Source organism: Tardiphaga sp. 42S5 (assembly GCF_034044155.1).
Taxonomy (GTDB): Bacteria; Pseudomonadota; Alphaproteobacteria; order Rhizobiales; family Xanthobacteraceae; genus Tardiphaga; species Tardiphaga robiniae.
The window spans coordinates 2007917-2030100 of the sequence record NZ_CP139027.1; the positions used below are offsets into that span (position 1 = coordinate 2007917).

The 22184-nt window shown below is 59.5% G+C and carries 23 protein-coding genes; 13 read left to right on the forward strand and 10 right to left on the reverse strand.

Annotated elements, in window-relative coordinates:
- Window positions 1–38: 38 nt before the first annotated feature.
- A complete protein-coding gene (dnaG, locus tag SFY93_RS09330) occupies window positions 39–2057 on the forward strand; it encodes a DNA primase (RefSeq protein ID WP_320446878.1) in 2019 nt (672 codons plus the stop codon).
- A gap of 280 nt (window positions 2058–2337) precedes the next feature.
- Window positions 2338–4467, forward strand: coding sequence for an RNA polymerase sigma factor RpoD (rpoD, locus tag SFY93_RS09335; protein ID WP_089262093.1), 2130 nt, complete (start codon window positions 2338–2340; stop codon window positions 4465–4467).
- A gap of 95 nt (window positions 4468–4562) precedes the next feature.
- Here the strand turns inward: rpoD and SFY93_RS09340 are convergent, their stop codons facing one another.
- On the reverse strand, window positions 4563–4721 hold the full coding sequence (locus SFY93_RS09340; RefSeq protein WP_320446879.1) for a hypothetical protein: 159 nt from the start codon (window positions 4719–4721) through the stop codon (window positions 4563–4565).
- Between the two features lie 126 nt (window positions 4722–4847).
- Between SFY93_RS09340 and SFY93_RS09345 the strand changes: the two genes are divergently transcribed.
- The 4 genes from SFY93_RS09345 (at window position 4848) to SFY93_RS09360 (ending at window position 9123) form a co-directional block, all read left to right on the forward strand.
- Window positions 4848–5783 (forward strand): non-homologous end joining protein Ku, encoded by a 936-nt coding sequence (locus SFY93_RS09345; protein ID WP_320446880.1) that lies wholly within the window; start codon window positions 4848–4850, stop codon window positions 5781–5783.
- Window positions 5780–6127: a hypothetical protein gene (locus SFY93_RS09350; RefSeq protein ID WP_089262085.1), complete on the forward strand. Its 348-nt coding sequence runs from the start codon at window positions 5780–5782 to the stop codon at window positions 6125–6127. The genes SFY93_RS09345 and SFY93_RS09350 overlap by 4 nt, the downstream gene beginning before the upstream one ends.
- Window positions 6128–6452: 325 nt before the next feature.
- Entirely contained in the window at window positions 6453–6863 is a 411-nt protein-coding gene (locus tag SFY93_RS09355; protein ID WP_320446881.1) for a DUF4345 domain-containing protein, read from the forward strand.
- Between the two features lie 166 nt (window positions 6864–7029).
- Window positions 7030–9123: an AAA family ATPase gene (locus SFY93_RS09360; protein WP_320446882.1), complete on the forward strand. Its 2094-nt coding sequence runs from the start codon at window positions 7030–7032 to the stop codon at window positions 9121–9123.
- Window positions 9124–9516: 393 nt separating this feature from the next.
- Here SFY93_RS09360 and SFY93_RS09365 read toward each other — a convergent pair whose 3' ends face one another.
- The gene (locus tag SFY93_RS09365; RefSeq protein WP_068733419.1) at window positions 9517–9753 is read right to left on the reverse strand and encodes a hypothetical protein; all 237 of its coding nucleotides are present in this window, start codon (window positions 9751–9753) and stop codon (window positions 9517–9519) included.
- 912 nt (window positions 9754–10665) lie between these two features.
- Here SFY93_RS09365 and SFY93_RS09370 point away from each other — a divergent pair.
- The 3 genes from SFY93_RS09370 to SFY93_RS09380 all read left to right on the forward strand — a co-directional run bounded on the left by SFY93_RS09370 (window position 10666) and on the right by SFY93_RS09380 (window position 13604).
- Window positions 10666–11493 (forward strand): lytic murein transglycosylase, encoded by an 828-nt coding sequence (locus SFY93_RS09370; RefSeq protein ID WP_320446883.1) that lies wholly within the window; start codon window positions 10666–10668, stop codon window positions 11491–11493.
- Between the two features lie 273 nt (window positions 11494–11766).
- On the forward strand, window positions 11767–12996 hold the full coding sequence (locus SFY93_RS09375) for a GGDEF domain-containing protein (RefSeq protein ID WP_320446884.1): 1230 nt from the start codon (window positions 11767–11769) through the stop codon (window positions 12994–12996).
- Between the two features lie 89 nt (window positions 12997–13085).
- The gene (locus SFY93_RS09380) at window positions 13086–13604 is read left to right on the forward strand and encodes a DUF4112 domain-containing protein (protein WP_374725705.1); all 519 of its coding nucleotides are present in this window, start codon (window positions 13086–13088) and stop codon (window positions 13602–13604) included.
- A gap of 38 nt (window positions 13605–13642) precedes the next feature.
- Here SFY93_RS09380 and SFY93_RS09385 read toward each other — a convergent pair whose 3' ends face one another.
- From SFY93_RS09385 to msrA, 4 genes are all read right to left on the reverse strand, one after another.
- Window positions 13643–13927 (reverse strand): hypothetical protein, encoded by a 285-nt coding sequence (locus tag SFY93_RS09385; RefSeq protein WP_068733430.1) that lies wholly within the window; start codon window positions 13925–13927, stop codon window positions 13643–13645.
- A gap of 246 nt (window positions 13928–14173) precedes the next feature.
- The gene (locus tag SFY93_RS09390; protein WP_139285870.1) at window positions 14174–14554 is read right to left on the reverse strand and encodes a hypothetical protein; all 381 of its coding nucleotides are present in this window, start codon (window positions 14552–14554) and stop codon (window positions 14174–14176) included.
- Between the two features lie 150 nt (window positions 14555–14704).
- Window positions 14705–15118, reverse strand: coding sequence for a peptide-methionine (R)-S-oxide reductase MsrB (gene msrB / locus SFY93_RS09395; RefSeq protein ID WP_320446885.1), 414 nt, complete (start codon window positions 15116–15118; stop codon window positions 14705–14707).
- A 41-nt stretch (window positions 15119–15159) separates the two neighbouring features.
- Complete coding sequence (msrA, locus tag SFY93_RS09400; RefSeq protein ID WP_089262069.1) at window positions 15160–15876, reverse strand: peptide-methionine (S)-S-oxide reductase MsrA; 717 nt, start codon at window positions 15874–15876, stop codon at window positions 15160–15162.
- A 315-nt stretch (window positions 15877–16191) separates the two neighbouring features.
- Here msrA and SFY93_RS09405 point away from each other — a divergent pair, with 315 nt between their 5' ends.
- On the forward strand, window positions 16192–17523 hold the full coding sequence (locus tag SFY93_RS09405; RefSeq protein WP_320446886.1) for an RNA-directed DNA polymerase: 1332 nt from the start codon (window positions 16192–16194) through the stop codon (window positions 17521–17523).
- Between the two features lie 28 nt (window positions 17524–17551).
- On the forward strand, window positions 17552–17968 hold the full coding sequence (locus tag SFY93_RS09410; RefSeq protein WP_320446887.1) for a hypothetical protein: 417 nt from the start codon (window positions 17552–17554) through the stop codon (window positions 17966–17968).
- 68 nt (window positions 17969–18036) lie between these two features.
- On the opposite strand, the gene SFY93_RS09415 is transcribed toward SFY93_RS09410, so the two are convergent.
- Both SFY93_RS09415 and SFY93_RS09420 read right to left on the reverse strand, forming a co-directional pair.
- Window positions 18037–18429: a BA14K family protein gene (locus tag SFY93_RS09415; protein ID WP_320446888.1), complete on the reverse strand. Its 393-nt coding sequence runs from the start codon at window positions 18427–18429 to the stop codon at window positions 18037–18039.
- Window positions 18430–18547: 118 nt separating this feature from the next.
- Window positions 18548–19657 (reverse strand): ATP-dependent DNA helicase, encoded by a 1110-nt coding sequence (locus SFY93_RS09420; protein ID WP_093759443.1) that lies wholly within the window; start codon window positions 19655–19657, stop codon window positions 18548–18550.
- A gap of 174 nt (window positions 19658–19831) precedes the next feature.
- Between SFY93_RS09420 and SFY93_RS09425 the strand changes: the two genes are divergently transcribed.
- Together SFY93_RS09425 and SFY93_RS09430 are read left to right on the forward strand one after the other, a co-directional pair.
- Window positions 19832–20218 carry a DUF4345 domain-containing protein gene (locus SFY93_RS09425; protein WP_320446889.1) on the forward strand — a complete coding sequence of 129 codons (387 nt, stop codon included), beginning with the start codon at window positions 19832–19834 and terminating at the stop codon, window positions 20216–20218.
- On the forward strand, window positions 20215–20397 hold the full coding sequence (locus tag SFY93_RS09430; protein WP_320446890.1) for a hypothetical protein: 183 nt from the start codon (window positions 20215–20217) through the stop codon (window positions 20395–20397). Before SFY93_RS09425 ends, SFY93_RS09430 begins: the two co-directional genes overlap by 4 nt.
- Here SFY93_RS09430 and SFY93_RS09435 read toward each other — a convergent pair whose 3' ends face one another.
- Window positions 20398–21783, reverse strand: coding sequence for a sigma-54-dependent transcriptional regulator FlbD (locus tag SFY93_RS09435; RefSeq protein WP_320446891.1), 1386 nt, complete (start codon window positions 21781–21783; stop codon window positions 20398–20400). It abuts the gene before it with no gap.
- Between the two features lie 53 nt (window positions 21784–21836).
- Entirely contained in the window at window positions 21837–22181 is a 345-nt protein-coding gene (gene fliN / locus SFY93_RS09440; protein ID WP_320446892.1) for a flagellar motor switch protein FliN, read from the reverse strand.
- Window positions 22182–22184: the final 3 nt, after the last annotated feature.

Here is a 22184-nt window from a genome sequence, read left to right on the forward strand (position 1 = left end):
GCAACACTTACCTAACCCGATCGCACGATAACTGCCCCATGCGCTTCACGCCCCAATTCCTCGACGATCTGCGTGCCCGGCTTCCGGTTTCGGAAGTCGTGAGCAAGCGCGTCAAGCTGAAGAAGGCAGGGCGGGAGTGGAAGGGGCTGTCGCCGTTCCAGCAGGAGAAGTCGCCGTCGTTTTTCGTCAATGACGAGAAGGGATTTTATCACGACTTCTCATCAGGCAAGCATGGCGACATCATCAATTTCGTGATGGAGACCGACGGCGCCAGTTTCGTCGAGGCGGTGGAGCGGCTGGCGCAGATGGCGGGTGTGGCGCTGCCGGCGGCGACGCCGGACGCGGCGCGCCACGAGCAGCGCCGCAAGACGCTTTATGACGTCATGGATCTCGCAGCAAAATTCTTCGCGGAGACGCTGGTGGGGCGCGAAGGCGCACGCGCGCGCGGCTATCTCGCCGATCGCGGTATCACGCCCGCGGTGCAACTCCAGTTCCGCATGGGCTTTGCATCCGAAGATCGTTTCGCACTGAAGGAATATCTTGGCGCCGCCGGCGTGCCCGTGTCCGACATGGTCGAGGCCGGATTGCTGATCGGCGGCGAAGACATCCCGGTGCCCTATGATCGCTTTCGCGATCGCGTGATGTTTCCGATTTCCGACGTGCGCGGACGTATCATCGCCTTTGGTGGCCGCGCGCTGAAGAAGGATGCGCCGGCGAAATATCTGAACTCGCCGGAAACACCGCTGTTTCACAAGGGCGACAATCTCTACAACCTGCCGATGGCGCGCAAGGCCGCGCATGACGGCGCGCCTTTGGTGGTGGTCGAAGGCTATGTCGACGTCATCGCCATGGTCGGCGTCGGCTTTCCCGGTGCGGTCGCGCCGCTCGGCACGGCGCTGACCGAGAACCAGCTTCAACTGCTGTGGAAGATGGCTGACGAGCCCATCCTGTGTTTCGACGGCGACAAGGCCGGCCAGAAGGCGGCATGGCGCGCGGCCGAACTGGCGCTGCCGCATCTCAAGCCCGGCAAGAGTCTTCGTTTTGCGCTGCTGCCTGAAGGGCAGGACCCCGACGACCTCGCGCGCTCCGGCGGCCGCGCGGCCATCGAGGACGTGATGGCGGCGGCGGGCACGCTGTCGGATCTGATCTGGGCGCGCGAGATCGCCGGCGGCACCTTCGCGACGCCGGAGCGCCGTGCGGCGCTGGAGGCGCGCATCAACGAATTGTCGAACGGCATCCGCGACGATGTGGTGAAGAAATACTACCGCCAGGACATGACCGAGCGGCTGCAGCGCGCCTTCGGCACCGGTCCGCGAAACTACGGCGGTAACAACGGTGGCCGCGGCGGCTTCCAGCAGGGCGGCGGAGGCGGCGGTTTCGCCCGTTCTCCGCGCCCGTTCACCCCCGGTCCGGCCGGGCGAATCAGTGGCGGCGGGCGCGGCGGGGCCAGTGCCGGGCCCCAGACCATCCAGCGCGGGCCCTATCAGGTGGTCAGTCCACAGCTTGCGACCTCGTCGATCATGCGCGGCCAGCGCAGCGCCATTTCGAGGCGCGAGGCGCTGATCGTGCAGTCGCTGATCAACCATCCCTGGCTGCTGCATGACCGGCTGGAGGAGGTGGCGGCGCTGGAACTCGCCCATCCCGAGATGCACCGGCTGCGTGCCGGGATCATCGCGGCCTTTGCCCATGAGCATCATCACGGCGATGAGGCCGAGCAAAGTGAACAAATGCGTTCAGATCTGGTTAAAGCCGGATATTCTGAGCAATTACAGCATGTTGAGCAGGCAGTTACCACTCAGGCGGTGTGGGCGGCGCGGCCTGGTGCGGCCCGCGAGGATGTTCTTTCCACCTGGACGCAGCTCGTTGCCTTGCATCGCCAGTGGCACTCATTACTTAGGGAGCTTAAAGACGCGGAGCTTGCTCTGGGCGCAGAAGCGAGCGAAACGAACTACGGCTGGTTGCGCGATGTGAAGGCCCGGTTGGCTGAGGTCGACGGGATCGAGGCGCTGATCGAGGGGTTCGGAGAATCCTCGGGGCGGTTCCAGCGCAGTTCGTAAGACAACTTTGCTGCGGATGGTGCCCGGGCAAACCGCGAAAAGACTCGCCAAACCCATGGTTTGGCTGCAAAAACAGGGTTAATCCGGGCTTAAGGCTCTCCACGTTAAGGGTCTGGGCTTAAGTAGTGAAAACCGCGAAGACGACGTCGGGGGTGGCGATGGATATGCGCCGCCCTTTGTGCGTCAAGCGGTGACGATGATTGGATCGGGGCGCTTGCGCCCCCTGGATTGATAGCGGGGCGGTGACGCCCCCGGCGTGAGCGCGTTTCAGGAGCATTGAATGGCCACCAAGGCAAAGACGCTGCAGACCAAGGACAAGGAAAAAGACGACAAGGCAGCTGACACGCCGGAGAAGGACTCCGCAGACGCGCCGTCACCTTTGCTCGACCTGTCCGACGCTGCCGTCAAGAAGATGATCAAGCAGGCCAAGAAGCGCGGCTTCGTGACCTTCGATCAGCTCAACGACGTCTTGCCATCTGATACCACCTCTCCTGAACAGATCGAAGACATCATGTCGATGCTCTCCGACATGGGCATCAACGTTTCCGAAAACGAAGACAGCGACGGCGAGGAAGAGAGCAAGGACGAGGACGACGATACCGACAACGAACTCGTCGAAGTCACGCAGAAGGCCGTCACCGAAGTCAAGAAGTCGGAGCCCGGCGAGCGCACCGACGATCCCGTCCGCATGTATCTGCGCGAGATGGGCACCGTCGAGCTGCTGTCGCGCGAAGGCGAAATCGCGATTGCGAAGCGCATCGAGGCCGGCCGCGAGGCGATGATCGCAGGCCTCTGCGAAAGCCCGCTGACCTTCCAGGCCATCATCATCTGGCGCGATGAACTCAACGAAGGAAAGATCTTCCTTCGCGACATCATCGATCTCGAAGCGACTTACGCTGGCCCCGACGCCAAGAACAACATGAACCCGGCGCTGATCGCACCGCCCACCGGCGATGGCGAAGCTGTGGCCGAAGGCGCCGAAGCCGTGGCGGCTCCGCCTGCTGCCCCGCCGTCCGCCACCCCGTTCCGTCCGGCGCCGCCGCGTTCGGCGCCTGCTGCGGCTCCCGCCGGCGAAAGCACGTCGGAAGGCGCTGCTGACGGCGACATGGACGACGACGAGTTCGAGAACCAGATGTCGCTCGCCGCCATCGAGGCCGAGCTGAAGCCGAAGGTGGTCGAGACCTTCGACAAGATCGCCGACAGCTACAAGAAGCTGCGCAAGCTGCAGGAACAGGACATTGCGAACCAGCTCGAGAGCGCCTCGCAGGGCCCCTCGCTGTCGCCGTCGCAGGAGCGCAAGTACAAGAAGCTCAAGGACGAGATCATCGTCGAGGTGAAGTCGCTGCGCCTCAACCAGGCGCGTATCGATTCACTCGTCGAGCAGCTCTACGACATTAACAAGCGTCTCGTCTCGTTCGAAGGCCGCCTGCTGCGCCTCGGCGACAGCCACGGCGTCGCGCGCGAGGACTTCCTGCGCAACTATCAGGGCTCGGAGCTCGATCCGCGCTGGCTCAACCGCGTCTCGAAACTCTCGGCCAAGGGCTGGAAGAACTTCGTCGCCATCGAGAAGGACCGCATCAAGGAACTGCGCGGCGAAATCCAGCAGCTCGCGGCGCTCACGGGTCTTGAGATCGGCGAATTCCGCAAGATCGTGCACGGCGTGCAGAAGGGCGAGCGCGAAGCCCGCCAGGCCAAGAAGGAGATGGTGGAAGCCAACCTCCGTCTCGTGATCTCGATCGCCAAGAAGTATACGAACCGCGGCCTGCAGTTCCTGGATCTCATCCAGGAAGGCAATATCGGCCTGATGAAGGCCGTCGATAAGTTCGAATATCGCCGCGGCTACAAGTTCTCGACCTATGCGACCTGGTGGATCCGGCAGGCGATCACGCGTTCGATCGCCGACCAGGCCCGCACCATCCGCATTCCCGTGCACATGATCGAGACGATCAACAAGATCGTGCGTACCTCGCGTCAGATGCTCAACGAGATCGGCCGCGAGCCGACCCCGGAAGAGCTCGCCGAAAAGCTCGGCATGCCGCTGGAGAAGGTGCGCAAGGTTCTGAAGATCGCCAAGGAGCCGCTGTCGCTCGAAACCCCCGTGGGTGACGAGGAAGACTCGCATCTCGGCGATTTCATCGAGGACAAGAACGCGATCCTCCCCATCGATGCGGCGATCCAGAGCAACCTGCGCGAAACCACCACGCGCGTTTTGGCCTCGCTCACCCCGCGCGAAGAGCGCGTGCTGCGCATGCGCTTCGGCATCGGCATGAACACCGACCACACGCTGGAAGAAGTCGGCCAGCAGTTCTCGGTGACGCGCGAACGTATCCGCCAGATCGAAGCCAAGGCGCTGCGCAAGCTGAAGCACCCGTCGCGGTCGCGCAAGCTGCGCTCGTTCCTCGACAACTAATACAAGTCAGTTTTGACTTACAAAATGCCCGGCCTCGCGCCGGGCATTTTCGTATCCGCACGGCCTTGCGTGCCGTACGGCCAGTCTGTGCCGCCTCAATGGGTATTGGTATCTTTCCACTTCTCCAGGTCGGGCTTTTTGCGCTTGGGGTCGAACTGCTCCTTTTCGGGAACGCCCTTCCACGGCTGGTCGGTCTGCTTGTTCGACGCGCCCGCGCCCTCGTGCGGCTTGTCCTTCGGTATCTCGTTGCTCATCATCGCTCTCCCGGTGAACTGCCGGGCAAACCCCGGCCTGCCGAACTGGTTCCGGCGCCGGGAACAAATCGGGCGGGTCCCGCTTGAGTCGGGATTGTGTCGCGTCGTGTGAGTTGGAGTATTGCCATGGCCCCGCGTGCCAATTGGAAGGGCTTTTTGCGCCTGTCCCTCGTGAGCTGTCCGGTCGCGCTGTATCCCGCCACGTCGGATTCCGAGAAGATCAGCTTCAACCAGATCAACCGCAACACCGGCCATCGCATCAAATATCTGAAAGTCGATGCGGATACCGGCGAGGAGGTGGCGGCGGACGACATCATGAAGGGCTTCAAGGTCGATACCGATACCTATGTCGAGGTGTCGAAAGACGAACTCGACAACATTGCGCTGGACTCCACCCGGACCATCGAGATCGACGAATTCGTGCCGAAGGCGGATATCGACCCGCGCTACGCCATCCGTCCCTATTACCTCGTGCCCGACGGCAAGATCGGCCACGACGCCTATGCGGTGATCCGCGAGACCATTCGCGACATGGGCAAGGTGGCCATCGGCCGGCTCGTGCTCACCAATCGCGAGCACATCATCGCGCTGGAGCCGCTGAAGAACGGGCTGATGGGCACGCTGCTGCGCTATCCCTATGAGGTGCGCGACGAGGCGGAGTATTTCGACGACATCCAGGAGGTCAAGGTCACCAAGGACATGCTCGATCTGGCGCGGCATATCGTGGAGCAGAAGGCCGCCGAATTCGAGCCCGGCAAATTCGAGGATCGCTACGAGTCCGCGCTGGTCGATCTCGTCAACCAGAAGCGCAGCGGCGTCGCCATCAAGCCGCATGGCAAGGCGCGGCCCGGCACCAATGTGGTCGATCTGATGACCGCCCTGCAGCAGAGCCTCAAGGGCGGCGGCGCCGCGCCGACGCCGAAGGCGAAGAAGCCCCCGAAACGCGCCACCGGCCAGAAGGAAATGCTGCTGCCGATCACCGGCAAGAAGGAGCCCGCGCCGGCGAAGAAGGCGGTGCGGCCGGTGGCCAAAGGGGTGACCAAGGGCAGGAGGGCGGGATGACGCGGGCCTGGACCCCGTCGCTGGTGCCGGATGCCGGCGAGCAGACCGTCTATCTCGTGCTGGATTGTTTCGACCGCGCCGGCTGCGCCTGGCGCGAGGCCGATGTCGCGGCGACCGATCTCGAAACCGTCATCGCCGACCTGATGTCCGGCCAGTACAACGATCCGCAGCGCGTGATCGCCTTCAACACGGCCGAACGCTGGGCCGACGACGTGTCGGAAGACGTCGCCCGCGAGATCCGCCGCCGCGCCGATCGCAATTACGAGGACGTCACCTCGTCGCTCGACGACTTCGTCCAGCGCCACGCCGGCCGCGAGCAGCAGCTCACGCTTAGGCTGGCGTGACGAGGGCCTGAAGTACTTCTCCTACGAGAGGATGCCCGAATAAAAAGGCGGACCGCAAGGTCCGCCTTTTTTATCGTGCGCGCTCTTAACCTCTCCCCGCCATGCGGGGAGAGGTCGACCGGCGGAGCCGGTCGGGTGAGGGGCCGTCACCAACGCAGCCTCAATCACCACCTTTCGGGTCGCACTCGCTGTGCGCGGGAGCGGGAGAGGGGGCGCCACACACGCCGCCACCCACGTTGATAACTCCGTCACACCCTTTGATTGCACCCGTTCCGGCGCTAGCGTCGGGCATTGCCGTTGCACATTTTCACCCGAGGACATTGCCATGACGTCACTCGCGCCGATGCTGCTCAGCCAGCGCGTTGCCCAGGTCTGCCTGTTTCTGGTTGGCGCCATCGCCATCTTCGGTGGCTCGCTGCAGATGTATCTGGGCCAGCCCGAGACGGCGCCGCGGCTCGACAACGTGCATCGCTTCATGGGCGGCATCTATCTGATGTCGGGCGTCATGGGCCTGTGGGCGGCATCGACCATTCGCGAGCACAACACGCTGATCTTCCTGATGGCGGCGACGGTGTTCGTCGGCGGCCTCGGCCGCGTGCTGTCGATATCAAAGGTCGGCCTGCCCGAGCCGCATGCATTGTGGATCACCTATCTCGTGCCGGAGCTGGTGCTCCCGTGGATCATCATCGCGGCGCAGGCGATGACGAACAGGCAGATGGCGGGTGGGGCGGGGTGAGGACAATTTCGCGTGGATGCAGCTACAGATCCGGACCGAAGTGCAGCGCACCTGCGCTATCCCACGTTTGCTTCCTAAGCCGATCGAAAACGTTCAAAGCCTATTGCCTTTATGACGCTCGTGTGTGCGCCTCAGAACAGTAAGTCAACGCAAGTAAGAGGGTTTCATGGTCGACTATCAGATAAAAATTGAAAACTGCAACAGCATAGATTGCGCTGATATTCTTATTAAGAAAGGTAGCTTGAACATAAAGTACGGCCCCAATGGGCTAGGCAAGAGTACTATTGCTAGAGCAATAGTAAGCCAAGCCCGTGATGATGGAAGTCTTGAGTCGCTAGCGCCTTTCAAAGGCCGGGGCAAGGCTGGGGCAGGCCAACCAAAAGTGAGCGGTATCGATGGGATAGCATCGGCTCTCGTGTTCGACGAAGGGTATGTCAATCAATTTGCGTTTCAACAGGATGAAGTTGTCAAGAACAGTTTTGATATCTTCATTAAAACTGCAGAGTACGACAAAACGATGCTTGAGATTGAAGCTCTGTTTGCGGGCATCAAAAAAGCATTCTCGGATGACGTGGAAATAGAACAGACGACGAAAGACCTGAAAGAGCTCCGCGACGCTTTCGGAAAAACCAACGCGGATGGCTCAATTGCGAAATCGAGTAAGCTGCTGAAGGCTTATGGCTCAGGCAACAAAATCGAAAATATACCGGAAGCTCTCAAACCTTTTGAATCGTTCATCAAAAGCCAAGATCCATCGAAGTGGATTGGATGGCAGATCAAGGGCAATGAATTCCTGAAACTTGGGGATACGTGTCCATATTGCTCAACAGTCTTGCCGGATGGGCCACAAAAGGACATCCCGCTTGCTGTTGCAAAAGAGTATGATGCAAACGCGATTGCGCACCTCAACACTCTTAAGGCTGTGATCGAACGTCTTGGGAAGTATTTCAGTCCCAAAGGCCAAGAAAACCTTGAGAAGATTACTAAGGCCAAGCTCGAACTGACGGCGCCAGAGAAAAGTTTTCTGAGCGGCCTCAAGACCGATATTGAAGCGCTTATTGCTATGCTCGAAGGGCTTCGAACAATCTCATTCTTTTCTTTGCGAGATGTTGATGAGATCGCCGATAAGATTCGGCTGTTGAAGATCGATCTCGGCATGACCGAGAAACTGGACTCAGTTGAAACCCGAAAAGTAACTGACCCGATTAATGCGCAACTTGAAGAGCTCATCAAACAAGTGGGTACCCTGAAGGGCAGCATCAATAGACATAAAGCTAGGATCAAGAAGGCGATTGAAGAGAATCAAGACAGCATCAATAGCTTCTTGAAGTCGGCTGGATACAAATATTCTGTAGTCATTATCCCTGAACCAGACTCGTATAAAATGAAGCTCCTGCACAAGGATCTGGCTGGCCATATCGACTCTGCGTCGAAACATCTGAGCTACGGCGAAAAGAATGCGTTCGCACTAGTGCTCTTTATGCATCAAGTTCTGAGCGAAAGCCCTGACATTGTCATTCTCGATGACCCTATATCGTCATTCGACAAAAACAAAAAATTCGCAATCCTGTATGAACTATTCAGGGGCAAGGCCAGCCTGCGAGATCGGACTACACTCATGCTCACTCACGATATTGAGCCGGCCATTGATGTGATTAAGAGTACCGCGAAAGTGTTTGAAGGATCTAATCCCTCCGCGACTTTCCTATCATCTAAGGGTGGTCTCGTGACCGAGGTGCAGATCAAGCCCAACGACATCCATACGTTCGCGAAAATCTGTACAGAAATATTGTCAGCTCCGGGCGATACACTGATCAAGTCAATATATTTGCGGCGCTTCTTTGAGATAATGGACAATATGGGGTTGGAGTATAATCTTCTTGCCAGTTTATTCAAAAAGCGGACGACGCCAACCATTCAGTCGGCGGCCGAAAACCGCGATATGACAGGGGCCGAGAAATCCCAAGCGGTAGCGGAGATTAAGAAACGTATCGCAGAGTTCGATTACGATACTCTGTTGAATGTGGTAAGCGATGATAGCGCTATGAAAGCGAAGTTCTTTGCGACCGAAGTAGGCTATGAGAAAATTCAGCTGTTCCGCATTATTAGAGGAAAGCATGAGGACGACGTCATAACGAAGTTTATCAATGAGTCGTACCACATTGAAAACGAGTATGTGATGCAGCTGAACCCTCATAAATTTGAGGGTGTTCCTGAATATGTTGTCGATGAGTGTAGTAGGCTCCTCAACGCAGCATAGAATGGCGAATAGAGCAGCGGTAGCCCGGATGAGCGCAGCGGCATCCGGGATTTATCGACGCGGATAATCGACCCCGGATCTCGCAGGCGCTCAGTCCGAGCTACTGGCGTAGTAATTCCTGGCGTGATCTCAGGGAAGCTGAGGTCGCGAGTCGGAATCCTGATTGAGTGAAAACATATCGGGATTCCGGACGGGGGAGTTTGTGGCACTACCCCACCCGGCCAGCCAGTCGCACTCGGGAGGCCGGAGCGGCTTTGGTTTGAGCGTTAGTTGGTCGGAAATTTGAGGGCTGCCATCGGCAGTTCGGCCACTCTCGCTAACGTCGTTTAGCGTAAAAAAAGCGGCAGGCTTTGCCTATCGCTTTTCGTTTTATGATGTTCGATTGAACAGCGCCTACTTCTTCTTCGCGCCCACGCGCTCGACGCTCTTGATCTCCAGCGCCGGACGGCCGGACTTCTCGGCGATCTCGCGGTCCTGCTCGGCGATGGCGGCCTTGGCCGGCTCATCGCCGTCGAGTCCCCCCAGCAATTCGGAGGGCACGCGGCGGTTGGAGCGCTGCGAGCCGTCTTCATAGAAGACGTTGAAGAAGGCGAATTCGCCTTTGGGATTGGTACCGGGTTTCTTGGCCATGGCGGTTAAGTGGGGGATGGCGCAGGCGAAGTCAAAGCCTTAGCGCGCAAAGCGTGCATGCATCTGTGGGCAAAAGCGGGCAGTGGTTACCGGCGCGGTGCGCCGCCCGGCCCGCGATCAAAAGTTCATGATTTGTTCTTGACGTTTCAGGAGTAAGGATTATTATCCCCCGCGTCCTGCCCCACCGAGAGGGGCGATCGCGATCGTCACGTTCGCGGGGTGGGATGCGGTGGACGCCGGAGATGCGGCGTCACGCGGTTCATGGGGGAACGTCTGTCTTCGGGCAGGACGGATCTGCGCCAGCACTGCCACTGGCAAGGAGACGGCCGACCTTGGGATGGAAAGACTCTCTGGACAGTGTGACGGACGACCAAGTCAAAACGCGTTCGGCCAAGTGCTTTGCGGCTACCCTGTCCCTCCGCCCTGGGACATTAATTTTGGTGATGGGACCGTTCGCCATGGCAGATGTGCAAGCAACCGAAAAAACACCGCAGGCGGAACGTCGGGCACTCGCTCGGCGCCTCCGAAAGTCCTGATGCACTCTCAATTGCGGAAGACCGCATTCGCATCAGGCCCAAGGGTGCAACGGGCACCCGGCGTTCCGCACGCCCTCTCGCAAGAGGGCGGGAATGCAAGAGACGACGGCGCCCCCGCGCCGCAAACAATGGGGGCGATGACGCATGTCTGAAGATCCCACGCACGTCATTCCGGGGCGCGGCCGGCGCTTGCCGGACGCGAGCCCGGAATCCCGACATGGGAGGCTCAGATAGCGCTAGGCCATGTCGGGATTCCGGGTTCACGCTTGCCGCCTTCGGCGTCGCGCGCGCCCCGGAATGACGAGAACAAGGCGCGCCGTTGTTCGGACACACCGGTCATGCCACACTCCGGTATCGCCAACCCAACAGGTTTTTCATGATCAATCGTATCTCCGCCATTGCCATTGCCGCTGTTTCCTTTGCCTCGGTTGCGCTGACGGCCACACCCTCGCAGGCCGCCAAATGCGGCGGCGATTTCCAGGGCTTCATTGCGCAGATGTCGCAGGAGGCGGCCGCCGCCGGCGTGTCGCAGGGCGTGATCTCGCAGGCCTTTGCCGGCGTCACGCAGGACCCCGCGGTGCTGTCCTTCGATCGCCGCCAGCGCGGCACCTTCAACAAGAGCTTCGAGCAATATGTCTCGACCCGCGTCGGCCAGGGCCGCATCTCCATGGGCTTGCAGATGATGCAGCGTCACGCCTCGCTGCTGTCGCGCATCGAGCAACGCTTCGGCGTGCCGCCTGAAATCGTGGTGGCGATCTGGGGCCTCGAGTCGGATTTCGGCAAGGGCGACATCGGCAAGATGCCGGTGATCCGCACGCTCTCCACCATGGCGCATGACTGCCGCCGCACCGAACTGTTTCAGGGCGAGCTGATCGCGGCGCTGAAGATCCTGCAGCGCGGCGACCTGCCGCAGCGCGACCTGGTCGGCGCCTATGCCGGCGAACTCGGCCAGACGCAATTCCTGCCGTCGAGCTACATCAAATACGGCGTCGATTTCGACGGCAACGGCCATGTGGATCTGCGCCATTCGGTGCCGGACGTGCTGGCCTCGACCGCGAACCTCTTGAAGACCGCGGGCTTCAAGGGCGGCCAACCCTACGGCGAGGGCACGGCGAATTTCGAGGCGATGCGCGAGTGGAACAGGGCCACGATCTATCGCAAGACCATCGGCTATTTCGCCGATCGCCTGGCGGCGGGGCGATAGGCCACGGGACGATAGGGGGAGAGGGCGCGGTTTTAAACTTGTGTTAAGCCGCGCGACCGCCGGGCGAACTTGGGGAACCCCGATGGTGAAAGTCGGATTAACTCATTCCCTTTCACTCTTTCAAAACCACACTGGGGATTATCCGCCGCGAGTCAGATTCCGTTAAGCGTCGCCGACGCATTTTACCACCTGCTGGGAACGAGTGGTGAGAGTGATGGCGGGGATCGACAGCAGCGCGCAGAAGCGCGACGCACAACGTGGCGGGTGCCGCCGATGTTGAACGTCGGCACGCTGTTCACGGTGTTTACCGTCAATTTCCTCGCCCTCGGCGTGGTCTGGGCCTATGTGGCCACCAGCTATCCCAATCTGCATGCGGCGCGTTACTGGACCGCAGCCGCGCTCACCGCAGCATTTGGCACCGCCGTCTCGGTGCTGCGCGGCACCGATGTCGATCCGCTGATCCCCATCGTGCTCGGCGGCGGTCTTCTGCTATTTGCGACCAGTCTCGCCACCATCGGCATGAACCAGTTCTATGGCCGCCCGGCCGGATGGCGCCCGCAAGTGGCGATCGTCGGCGCCAGCATGGCCGGACTGCTGCTGTTCACGCTGTGGCACGATAACATGGCGATGCGCGTGCTGATCTATTCCGGCGGCCAGTCGATCACCGTTGCCATGACCGTGCCGCTGCTGTTGTCGCGCAAGGATGGCGGCGGCAATGCCGGCGCCCGTCTCGCCGGCTGGCTCGCCATCGCGCTTGTCGTGGTGCATGCGGTGCGCTCGGCGGCGGCGCTGACGCAGATCGGCGGCGGCATGACCTTCGCCAATTTCAACAATCTCCAGGCCATGATGGTGCTGGTGCTGGTGTTTCTGGCGATGTCGTGGAATTTCGGATTCCTCCTGATGGCCATCGACCGCCTGCGCGGCGAAGTCGCCGAGCTTGCGCTGGTCGACGATCTCACCGGCGTCGCCAACCGTCGTCACCTCGTGCAGCGTCTCACCGAGGAATGCGCGCTGGCGCGCCGCACGCAAAAGCCGTTTGCGCTGCTGGCGATCGATCTCGACGGCTTCAAGGAAATCAATGACGGCCACGGCCATGCCGCCGGCGACGATTGCCTGCGCCACTTCACGCTGATGACCCAGAGCAAACTCCGCCCCGGCGATCTGCTCGCGCGTTCCGGCGGCGACGAGTTCAGCATCATCCTGCCGGCGACGACGCTGCATGAAGCGGCAAACATCGCGCGCCGTATTCTGGATGTGTGCCGTATCGACGCCGCGGGCTGTGCGCCCGGCGAGATTCCGATTGCGGCATCCATCGGCGTGGCGCAGTGGCACCCGCAGGTCGGGCAGTATCCGGAGCGACTGATCGCGGCTGCCGACCAGGCGCTCTATGCCGCCAAGAACGACGGCAAGAACCGCTTCGCCCTATGCGATCTCGAAGCGCCGTCGATGGTGCCGGATATCGACATGGACGAAGAGATCGCCCGCGCCCGCAAGCTCGCCTGATCGTCCGGGAACCTCAGCGATCGCGCCTGGCAGGGCGCGACGCGATGCCGCTTGCAGAGTCTGCGTGTGTCCCCCATGTCATGGCCATGATGAGCACAGGTCAATCAACCACTTACGACGCCGGCCGCCCGCGCAAGGCGGCGTCCGCGCATGGTCCGATCATCGATCAGGATGGTTTTGAGGTTCGGCCCGAGCAACTTCGGCCGGATGTGCAGGGCTTTCGGTTCGACTTCGGAGCGGGCGCCAATCCGTTTGCCAATCTCACGCGCGAGCAACGGCTGGCGCGGCTGGATGCGCTGGCGAAACTGCTCGACGTCGCCTTCATCGTGCCGGGCACCAAGATCCGCTACGGCATCGATGGCCTGATCGGCTTGATTCCGATCGTGGGCGACATCATCACCACGGCGATCTCGTTATGGGTGGTGCGCGAGGCGCGGGCGCTCGGTGCGCCGTGGCATCTCACGGCGCGGATGCTGGGCAATGTTGCTGTCGACGGTGCTGTCGGCATCGTGCCGTTTATCGGCGATGCGTTCGACGTGATGTTCCGGGCCAATGTCCGCAACGTCAGAATGCTGCGCAAGTGGCTCGAAAAACAGCCCAGACTCTAGTTCAGGGTCCGGGCTGCGATCGTCTCAATTCGTAAAGCTCAAGCTGCGTCGGCGTCGTCGGTCGCAGGCTCTTCGGCGCGCACGCGGCGCTCGAGCGGGAAGTCCTGGCTCTCATAGAGCGAGCGAATGCCGCTCTGGTCGAAACGCGCTTCCTCGACCTGCAGATAGGCGCCGTTCAGCGAGTCAGCCGGCAGCTCCTCGATCGCGAACTGGACGGCGGCGGCGGCCGTATCGAAACGACGATAGGCGAAACCGGCACGCTTTTTCTTGCGGATCGCGGCGGGGAAGAGTTCGGCTGCGGTGTTGTAGCTGAAAGCTGCCATGGTCGGGGACCTCATCTGAATACGCAACGAAACGACGCTTCATTCGCAATGCAGCCGATCCGGCGGCGCGCGGAACATCATTTCAGGACAGACCCCAATATAAGCACGTTTTGGCCGATTGCGACACCCGCGATACAGCATGATGAATCGCCGTGCGCAGACGGTATTGCCGTAATAGCTTTGTGATTTAAAGAGCTTAGCGCGCGCTTAAGGCATGGGCAGCGGCGCGCGCGGCGCAATATTTGCCTATTGTCCGGTCACGTCCGGCAGCGGCACGATTTTCAGGGGGGTGGTATAGGGCTCGACCCGCAGCGCCTCAGTCGACATAAGCCCCACCTGCCGCAAAGGCGCCTGCTCCAGCGCCCCGGCCTCAGCCTTGCGCACGGCGTACTGCCAGGCCGTCAGCGTACCCTTCTGGACCAGATGCTTGGCGACACCGCCGGCGTTTTTGGCTTCGAAAGTGGAGAGCTGGTCATCGTTAATGCCGATGATGATCTCGTCCTTGGCCGTGATCACCTTGAACAGCGACACCTTGTCGGTCGCCAGTGCGGGGTGGGACACCAAGCTTTCGAGAATGAGACCCGCAAGGGCAATGCCGAGCAACAAACGGTTTGAACGGGTAGACATCTTGGTACTTTCTTATTCTTCTTCGCGAACGTGCATGCCGCTGAGGCATGTTCAAGTAACAGGCAGTGAGCAAAGGTCGGGACAGAAATGCCCCGCGAGACTTCGATGAGTCGCGCGGGGCACTGAAACAGTTCGATACGAGATACGTATTTATTTAGGCTGAAGTTTCAAGGCCGCAGAGTTGATGCAATAGCGCAATCCCGTGGGTCCGGGGCCGTCGTCGAACACATGTCCGAGATGACCATTGCACTTGGAGCACAGCACTTCCGTGCGGATCATGCCGTGGGTCACATCGCGTTCTTCGTCGATATGACTTTCTCGTGAGGGCTGCGTGAAGCTCGGCCAGCCGCAGCCGGAATCGAACTTGGCGTGGGACTCGAATAGCGTCTGGCCGCAGCCGGCGCAGACGAAGGTGCCCGGCGTATGGTCATGTTCGTACTCGCCGGTGAACGGTCGCTCCGTCGCCTTTTCGCGCAGTACCGCATACTGCATCGGGGTCAGTTCGCGGCGCCATTCGGCTTCGCTCTTTTCGACCTTGCCGGGTGTCGTCTTCGTATCGGTCATTCTTTCTCCTTCCCGATCGGCCGTGGCTGCGAGCGCTCAGATCAGTTTGTGACCTTCGACGCGCTCACCAGCGTCGGCTTCTCGATATAGTTCTGGGCAAAGATCTTCTTCAGGTTCTCGACCTTCGGAATATCGTTATAGGCAATATAGGGCTGGTTCGGGTGCAGCGTCAGGTAGTCCTGATGATAAGCTTCCGCCGGATAGAAGGCTTCGAGCATGCCGAGCTTGGTGACGATCGGCTTCTTGTAGACCTTCGCAGCGTTGAGCTGGGCGATATAGGCTTCCGCTACTTTCTTCTGCTCCGGCGTCGTTGCGAAAATTTCCGACCGATATTGCGTGCCCGAATCCGGGCCCTGGCGATTCAGCTGGGTCGGGTCATGCGCCACCGAGAAATAGATCTGCAGGATCTTGCCGTAGCTGATCTTTTGCGGATCGTATTTGATCTCAACCGCTTCGGCATGTCCGGTGGAGCCGGTGCTCACCGCTGTGTAATTGGCGGAGCTCTTCGAGCCGCCGGCATAGCCGGACACAGCGTTGACGACGCCTGCCGTGTGCTGGAATACGCCCTGGACGCCCCAGAAGCACCCACCCGCGATGACAGCAGTCTGAATGCCGGTCGCGGCCGGGGTGTCCGCTGCGGGGGCGGGAATGATGACAGCCTCTTCGGCAGCAAAAGTGGGGGCCACGATGGCGGTTGAAATCGCCAATGCGCCGGCAAAGGCACAGAGCGAGAGGCGGCTGAACAGGGAGCGGCGCATAGCAGGTCCTCTTGGATGATCGATGGCCGGATATCGGCAGTCTAGACCGGGGCGCTGGGTTCGCAATCGGCATTTCCGGTCGGCACATCGGAGATACGGAAGCGGATGCAGGTTGTTACGCGATGCCGCACACGAGTTCGTGAAATGCCTCAGGGCAAGTTTATCGACGGCGTTTCAGTCGCTCGCAGCCAATACAGCGCGACTAGCAATATCCTAGATTATCTGAAACAACTAAAGCGAGTGGAAGTCGCTCAAGCTGATCGGATTGCCTTATGCGGACTTACTTCGAAAGGGCTATCCAAAATATCATAAAGCATGGCGACACGGATATCTTCCCGTTCCCCCATAGAGAACCTGATCTTCTTCGATAAAAAGGCTGACCTGATCGATTTATTAGTCGAGATGGACAAGGGATTTTCCGACCATTTAACCAAATTCCCTCCGACGAATCACAATGCCCTTGCGCCGATTAGTTACACAGGCTTTCGATGGGCCACTCAGATTGATCCCTTATGGAATGCCTATTTTCTAGGAATAGTTCTCTCGATCTCTGACGAGATTGAGAAGGCTCGGCTTCCAAGTGGCGATAGGAATATATTTTTGTATCGATTGAGTTGGGATGCGACTGAAGCCTCACTCTTTGATAACGATTATAATTGGCGAGAGTTTATGAAGCACTCGCTCAAGGTTGCTGCGGAGAGCAAATTCGTAGTCATTTGCGATATCTCCGAGTTTTATCCACGCCTCAATCATCATCGATTGGAGAATGCGCTAAAGCAGCTCAATCTTAAAGGGGATCAACCTCACAAGATTATGGAGTTCCTTTCGAATTTCTCTGACACTTACTCCTTCGGTATACCCGTTGGTGGCCCTGCGTCGCGAATTCTGTCAGAGCTTCTTCTTAATCAAGTAGACAGGCTCTTGAAATCAGAAGGGATAAAGTTTTGCCGTTTTGCAGATGACTATCATTTGTTTGCGGATAACTACGAAGGAGCATTTAAAAATTTTCTATTCCTTTCAGAGAAACTCCTAAGCAATCAAGGCCTCCAACTTCAGAAGGCCAAAACACGAATTATGTCCGGGAGCGAGTTTATCGCAACGAGTCCGTTGGCAAGCGAAGCGGAATCGCTCGATCACGGCGACGCCCAGCCAGTCATCAAGCGGCAAAGTCTTCTCAGTTTTTCGATAAAATTCGACCCCTACTCTCCGACTGCTGGAAGCGACTATGAAGCGCTAAAACTTGAGATTCAAAAATACGATGTTATCTCAATACTCAAGGCGGAGTTGACGAAGAGTCGAATCCACATAAGCCTATCCCGTAAAATAATATCAGCAATTCGATTTATTGATGATGATCAGCGCGACGATGCGGTGAATTCGCTCATTTCAAACGCTGATCTACTCTATCCAATTTACTCAAATGTTCTCATGGTGGCCAAATCTCTGTACCCGCATTTGAAAGAGGACACACAGCGTACTGTTGTACTGAGTGTAGCAAATCTTATCAGAGAAAAATCGCATGTTGTTCAGGGGGAGTTAAATCTTGCCTACGCAATTAGGTTGGTCGCAGAGTCTCAAGGGCCTGAGCTAGAGGAGTTGCTTGGTGCGACAGCGCGAGTGCATTTCAAGCGCGCGATCGCTAATTGAACGTTTGGAAGGTGGAGAGCCGGGTAGTTTGTCTGATCCAAATCCAGTTGAGATGGACGACGTGAACGAACAGTTGCGCCGTTTCAGGTCGTTCTTCCGAATCCTTGGTGAGGGGCGACCTATAGAGACAAAGCCACAATTTTCTGGGTGTGGTATTATCGATAGCTGCGAAGGAGATGTTTACTTCGATGGTCAGCTATTTGAGATAAAAGCTGGCGATCGGAATATAAGGTCAGTAGATTTGCGGCAGTTGCTTGTCTATTCTGCCCTCAATTTTGCGGAGAAAAAGCGAAAAATTGAACGGGTTGGATTGTTCAATCCCAGAATTGGGACTTATTTTTCAAGTACAATTGAGGAACTTTGTATTGAAATCTCAGGACGCTCGGCGATAGAGATGCTTTCCGAGCTTGTGAGAATATTTTCTAGCGGTGATATATCTCGTTAGTTTTTATAGGCGAAAAAGCCGCGGAACATGGGTCCCACGGCTCTTCGTTCAATGATGCGGCAATCCGCTTATGGGCAGGGATAACGATTGCCGTCGTTGTTCAGATAGGTGCCTGACGCCGGATCATAGGAGCGATAACGCTGCGAGCAATAGGCTGCGTTCTGCTGGGCGGCTGCGTTGGCCTGGCTGGCGGCAATGGCGCCGCCGATGATCGCGCCCGCTGCGAGGCCGCCGATCACGGCGCCAGCGCTGGGTCCGCGGCGATAGCCATAACCCGGACCGTAGCCATAGCGCGGGCCATAACCGTAACGGCGATAATACTGCACGTTCTCGGTGGCCGAGGGAACGGCGCTGGCGAGGCCGGGCTGACTGATCAGCGGCGCTGATGTCGCCGGCGCCGAAAACGCCAGCGCGCTTGCGCCGATCATCGTGGCCATCGTCAGGATTTTCGCGGGATGCATATCGAACTCCTTCTTATGCGTAAGTGGCCGAAACGCTTGGGTGGTCGCATGGTTCCGCGATGATAGTCGACCGAGATGCGTCAGATCAACGCATGTGATTGATTGCAAGGCGCGCGCGTTACACCACAATGCTCAAGCGCTTCGCGGCACGGGTGATGCCGGTGTAGAGCCAGCGGGCGCGGCTCTCCTGAAATGCAAAGCTCTCGTCGAACAGAACAACGTCGTCCCATTGCGAGCCCTGGCTTTTGTGCACGGTCAGCACATAGCCGTAGTCGAATTCGTCATAGGGCTTGCGCTGCTCCCATGGCAGCGTCTCAACGCCGCCCGAGAAACAGTCCGCGCGCACCGACACCTTGGTGACCTTGCCGCCGAAGTCCTCGTCGGGGGAAATCCGCATGGTGATGATCTGCGATTTCGATGCCGCGCGTGCCTTCACGCGCCACAGGCCGCCATTGAACAGCACTTTCTTGCGGTTGTTGCGCAGGCAGACCAGCTTGTCATTGGCCACCGGCAACAGGTCCTCGATGCCGAGTTTCTGACGCACGCGCATATTATAGGCGCGCCGCGTATTGTTGCGGCCGACCAACACCTGATCGGCAGCCATCACACGGTCCGGATCGAGCGCCTTGCGCGAGACGATTTCGCTGAGGCCGTATTGCCCGGGCTGCAGCGAGCGACCCTCGCGCACATCCATCGACATCCGCACGATCGGATCGTGCTCGGCCTGGCGATGCACTTCCGTTAGCATCACGTCGGGTTCGGTCTCGGTGAAGAAGCCACCGCCCTGGATCGGCGGCAACTGGGCGGGGTCGCCCAGCACCAGCAGCGGGCAATCGAACGACAGCAGGTCGCGGCCAAGCTCGGCGTCGACCATCGAACATTCGTCGATCACGATCAGCTTGGCCTTCGAGGCTGGCGCGTCATCCCACAATTCGAAATTCGGCTGTTCCTCGCCGCTCTCGCGGGCGCGATAGATCAGCGAGTGAATCGTGGAGGCGCCGTCGCAACCCTTGTTGCGCATCACCAGCGCAGCCTTGCCGGTGAAGGCTGCGAATTTCACCTCGCCGTCCACATTGTCGGCGACGTGCCGCGCCAATGTGGTCTTGCCGGTGCCGGCAAAGCCGAACAGCCGGAACACCTGCGGTGTGCCGTTGCGGCCTGGCTTCGCCTTCAGCCAGTCGTCGACGGCTTTCAGCGCGGCATCCTGATGCGGGGTAAAGGTCGGCATTGCGTCTCTGGAAAGCGGTGCGCAGCCATTTTGCCGCGACTCAGCGGGGAAAGCTAACCATTCAGGCGTCTGACGCAAGCCGGAGACCTCCAAGTCGTGTGCGCCAACGTGGCCGGTTGCTCATTGTCGTTCCATGACGCAGTTATTAGGCTGCTTGAGCCCAGGGAGCCCATTTTGGAACGCAGACTGCTTCAGACCGCACTGGCGATTGTCGGCCTCGTGGCCATCCTGTTCGGCCTGACCGGCGTGCTGTTCGGCACCAGCCTGTCGGGTGTCAGGCTGGGCGTGACGATGGAAGGCTATGTGCGCTTCATCAAGGGCGTGCTGGTGGCGGTCGGGCTGATCTACTGGTCGGCGATCCCACAGATCGAAAAACGCTTTGAGCGGATTTCGATCGTGACCTTTATTCTCGTGTTTGGTGCGGCTGCGCGTCTGCTGGCGGTGCTCAGTCACGGCTTTCCGACCGTGGGATTGCTGATCAGCCTGATCGGTGAACTCGTGGTCGTGCCGCTGATCTGGCTATGGCATCACCATCTGGTCCGACGAGGCGCGGTCGCATGAAGCGGATCGGCATTGGGATCGTCTATGTGATCGGCGCGATTTCGATCGGTTATCTCGCGCTCTACGCCTATGCGATGTTCACCCGGCAGGAGCTGACGCCGGGTGATCCGATCAAGATTTTTCGCAAGCAGGACGCGCCGAGCTATTCGCAGGGCACGTCGTTGTCGTTCTTCGCGTGATTACATCGCACCCATGGCCGCGCGATAGTCGCCGGCGCCTGCTCCAGCCGGGGTGATCGGCAGACCGCCATCGGCATATTCGTTCAGCTTGTTGCGCAGCGTGCGGATCGAGATGCCAAGAATGTTGGCCGCATGGGTGCGGTTGCCGAGGCAGTGCTTCAGCGTCTCCAGGATCAGATCGCGCTCGACGTCGGCTACGGTGCGGCCGACCAGCGCGCGGGTGACCGTTTCGGCGGCCATAGTTGCATGCGCGACGGCAGGCGGGGTCTTGGCGAGGTCGAGACGATCGCCATCCGGGGTCAGGATGGCATCCGCGCCGATCTCGTCGCCGTTGGCCATCAGCACCGAACGGTGGATCGTGTTTTCGAGTTCACGGACGTTGCCCTGCCAGCGATTGGCGGTGAGTACGCGGCGCGCCTCGGCGGAGATCGGGCGCACCGGCACGCCATTGGCGTCGGCATATTTCTTGGCGAAATGCTGCGCCAGTTCGAGAATATCGGCCGGCCGATCGCGCAGCGGCGGGATCTTCAGGTTCACGACGTTGAGACGAAACAGCAGATCCTCGCGAAAGGTGCCTTCGCGCACGGCGTCGGAGAGATTGCGGTTCGACGTCGCGATGATGCGAATGTCCACCGGCACCGGCTTGGTGCCGCCGACGCGGTCGATGACGCGCTCCTGAATGGCGCGTAGCAGCTTCGACTGCAGCCGGACGTCCATTTCCGAGATTTCGTCGAGCAGCAGCGTACCGCCGGTGGCTTCCTCGAATTTGCCGATGCGGCGTGCGATGGCGCCGGTGAAGGCGCCCTTCTCATGGCCGAACAGTTCGGACTCCAGGAGATGCTCGGGGATCGCGGCGCAGTTGATACTGATGAAGGGCTTCTTGGCGCGGTTCGAGCGGGTGTGGACGTAACGCGCCAGCACTTCCTTGCCGGTGCCGGATTCGCCGGTGACCATCACAGAGGCGTCGGAGCCGGCGATCTGCTGCGCCAGCTTGACCACCTTGCCCATCATCTCGTCGCGATAGATCAGGTCGCGGCTGTCATTGGCGACGGCGGCGAGAACGGCGGCGATCAGTTCCGGATCCGGCGGCAGCGGGATGTATTCTTTGGCGCCGGCATGGATCGCAGCGACCGCGGCGCGGGCATCGGTGGTGATGCCGCAGGCGACGATCGGCACATGAATGTGTTCAGCTTCCAGCCGCATCACGAGGTCGCGGATGTCGAGGGCGACATCCACCAGCAGCAGGTCTGCGCCCTTGCCGCCGCGCAACACGCCCATCGCCTGATCATGGCCTTCGGCATGAACCACGGAGGCGCCGTTATCCATGGCGATCTTGGTGGCGGTGGTGAGTTGGCCCTTGAGGGTACCAACGATGAGAAGCCGCATGGTGATCTCCTGTTATATCCTGGTCGCGCCATTGAGGCGCCGTTGATCCGGTACTAGCCGCGTTCGGCCTTGATGATTTCGGTCATAGTGACACCGAGCTTTTCCTCGACCAACACGACTTCGCCGCGTGCCACGAGGCGGTTGTTCACGTAGATGTCGATCGCTTCGCCGACGCGGCGGTCGAGTTCGAGTACGGTGCCGGGCCCGAGCTTCAGCAATTCGCCCACACCCATCTTGGAACGGCCGAGCACCGCCGAGACCTGGACTGGAACGTCGAAGACCGCTTCGAGATCGGCGGCAATACGCGTGACCTGTTCTTCGTCAGCATAGCCAACGTCCCCCATCGGGCCGGGATCGGTGGCATTGAGATCGGGAAGCGGCACTTGGGGATCGCTCATGTT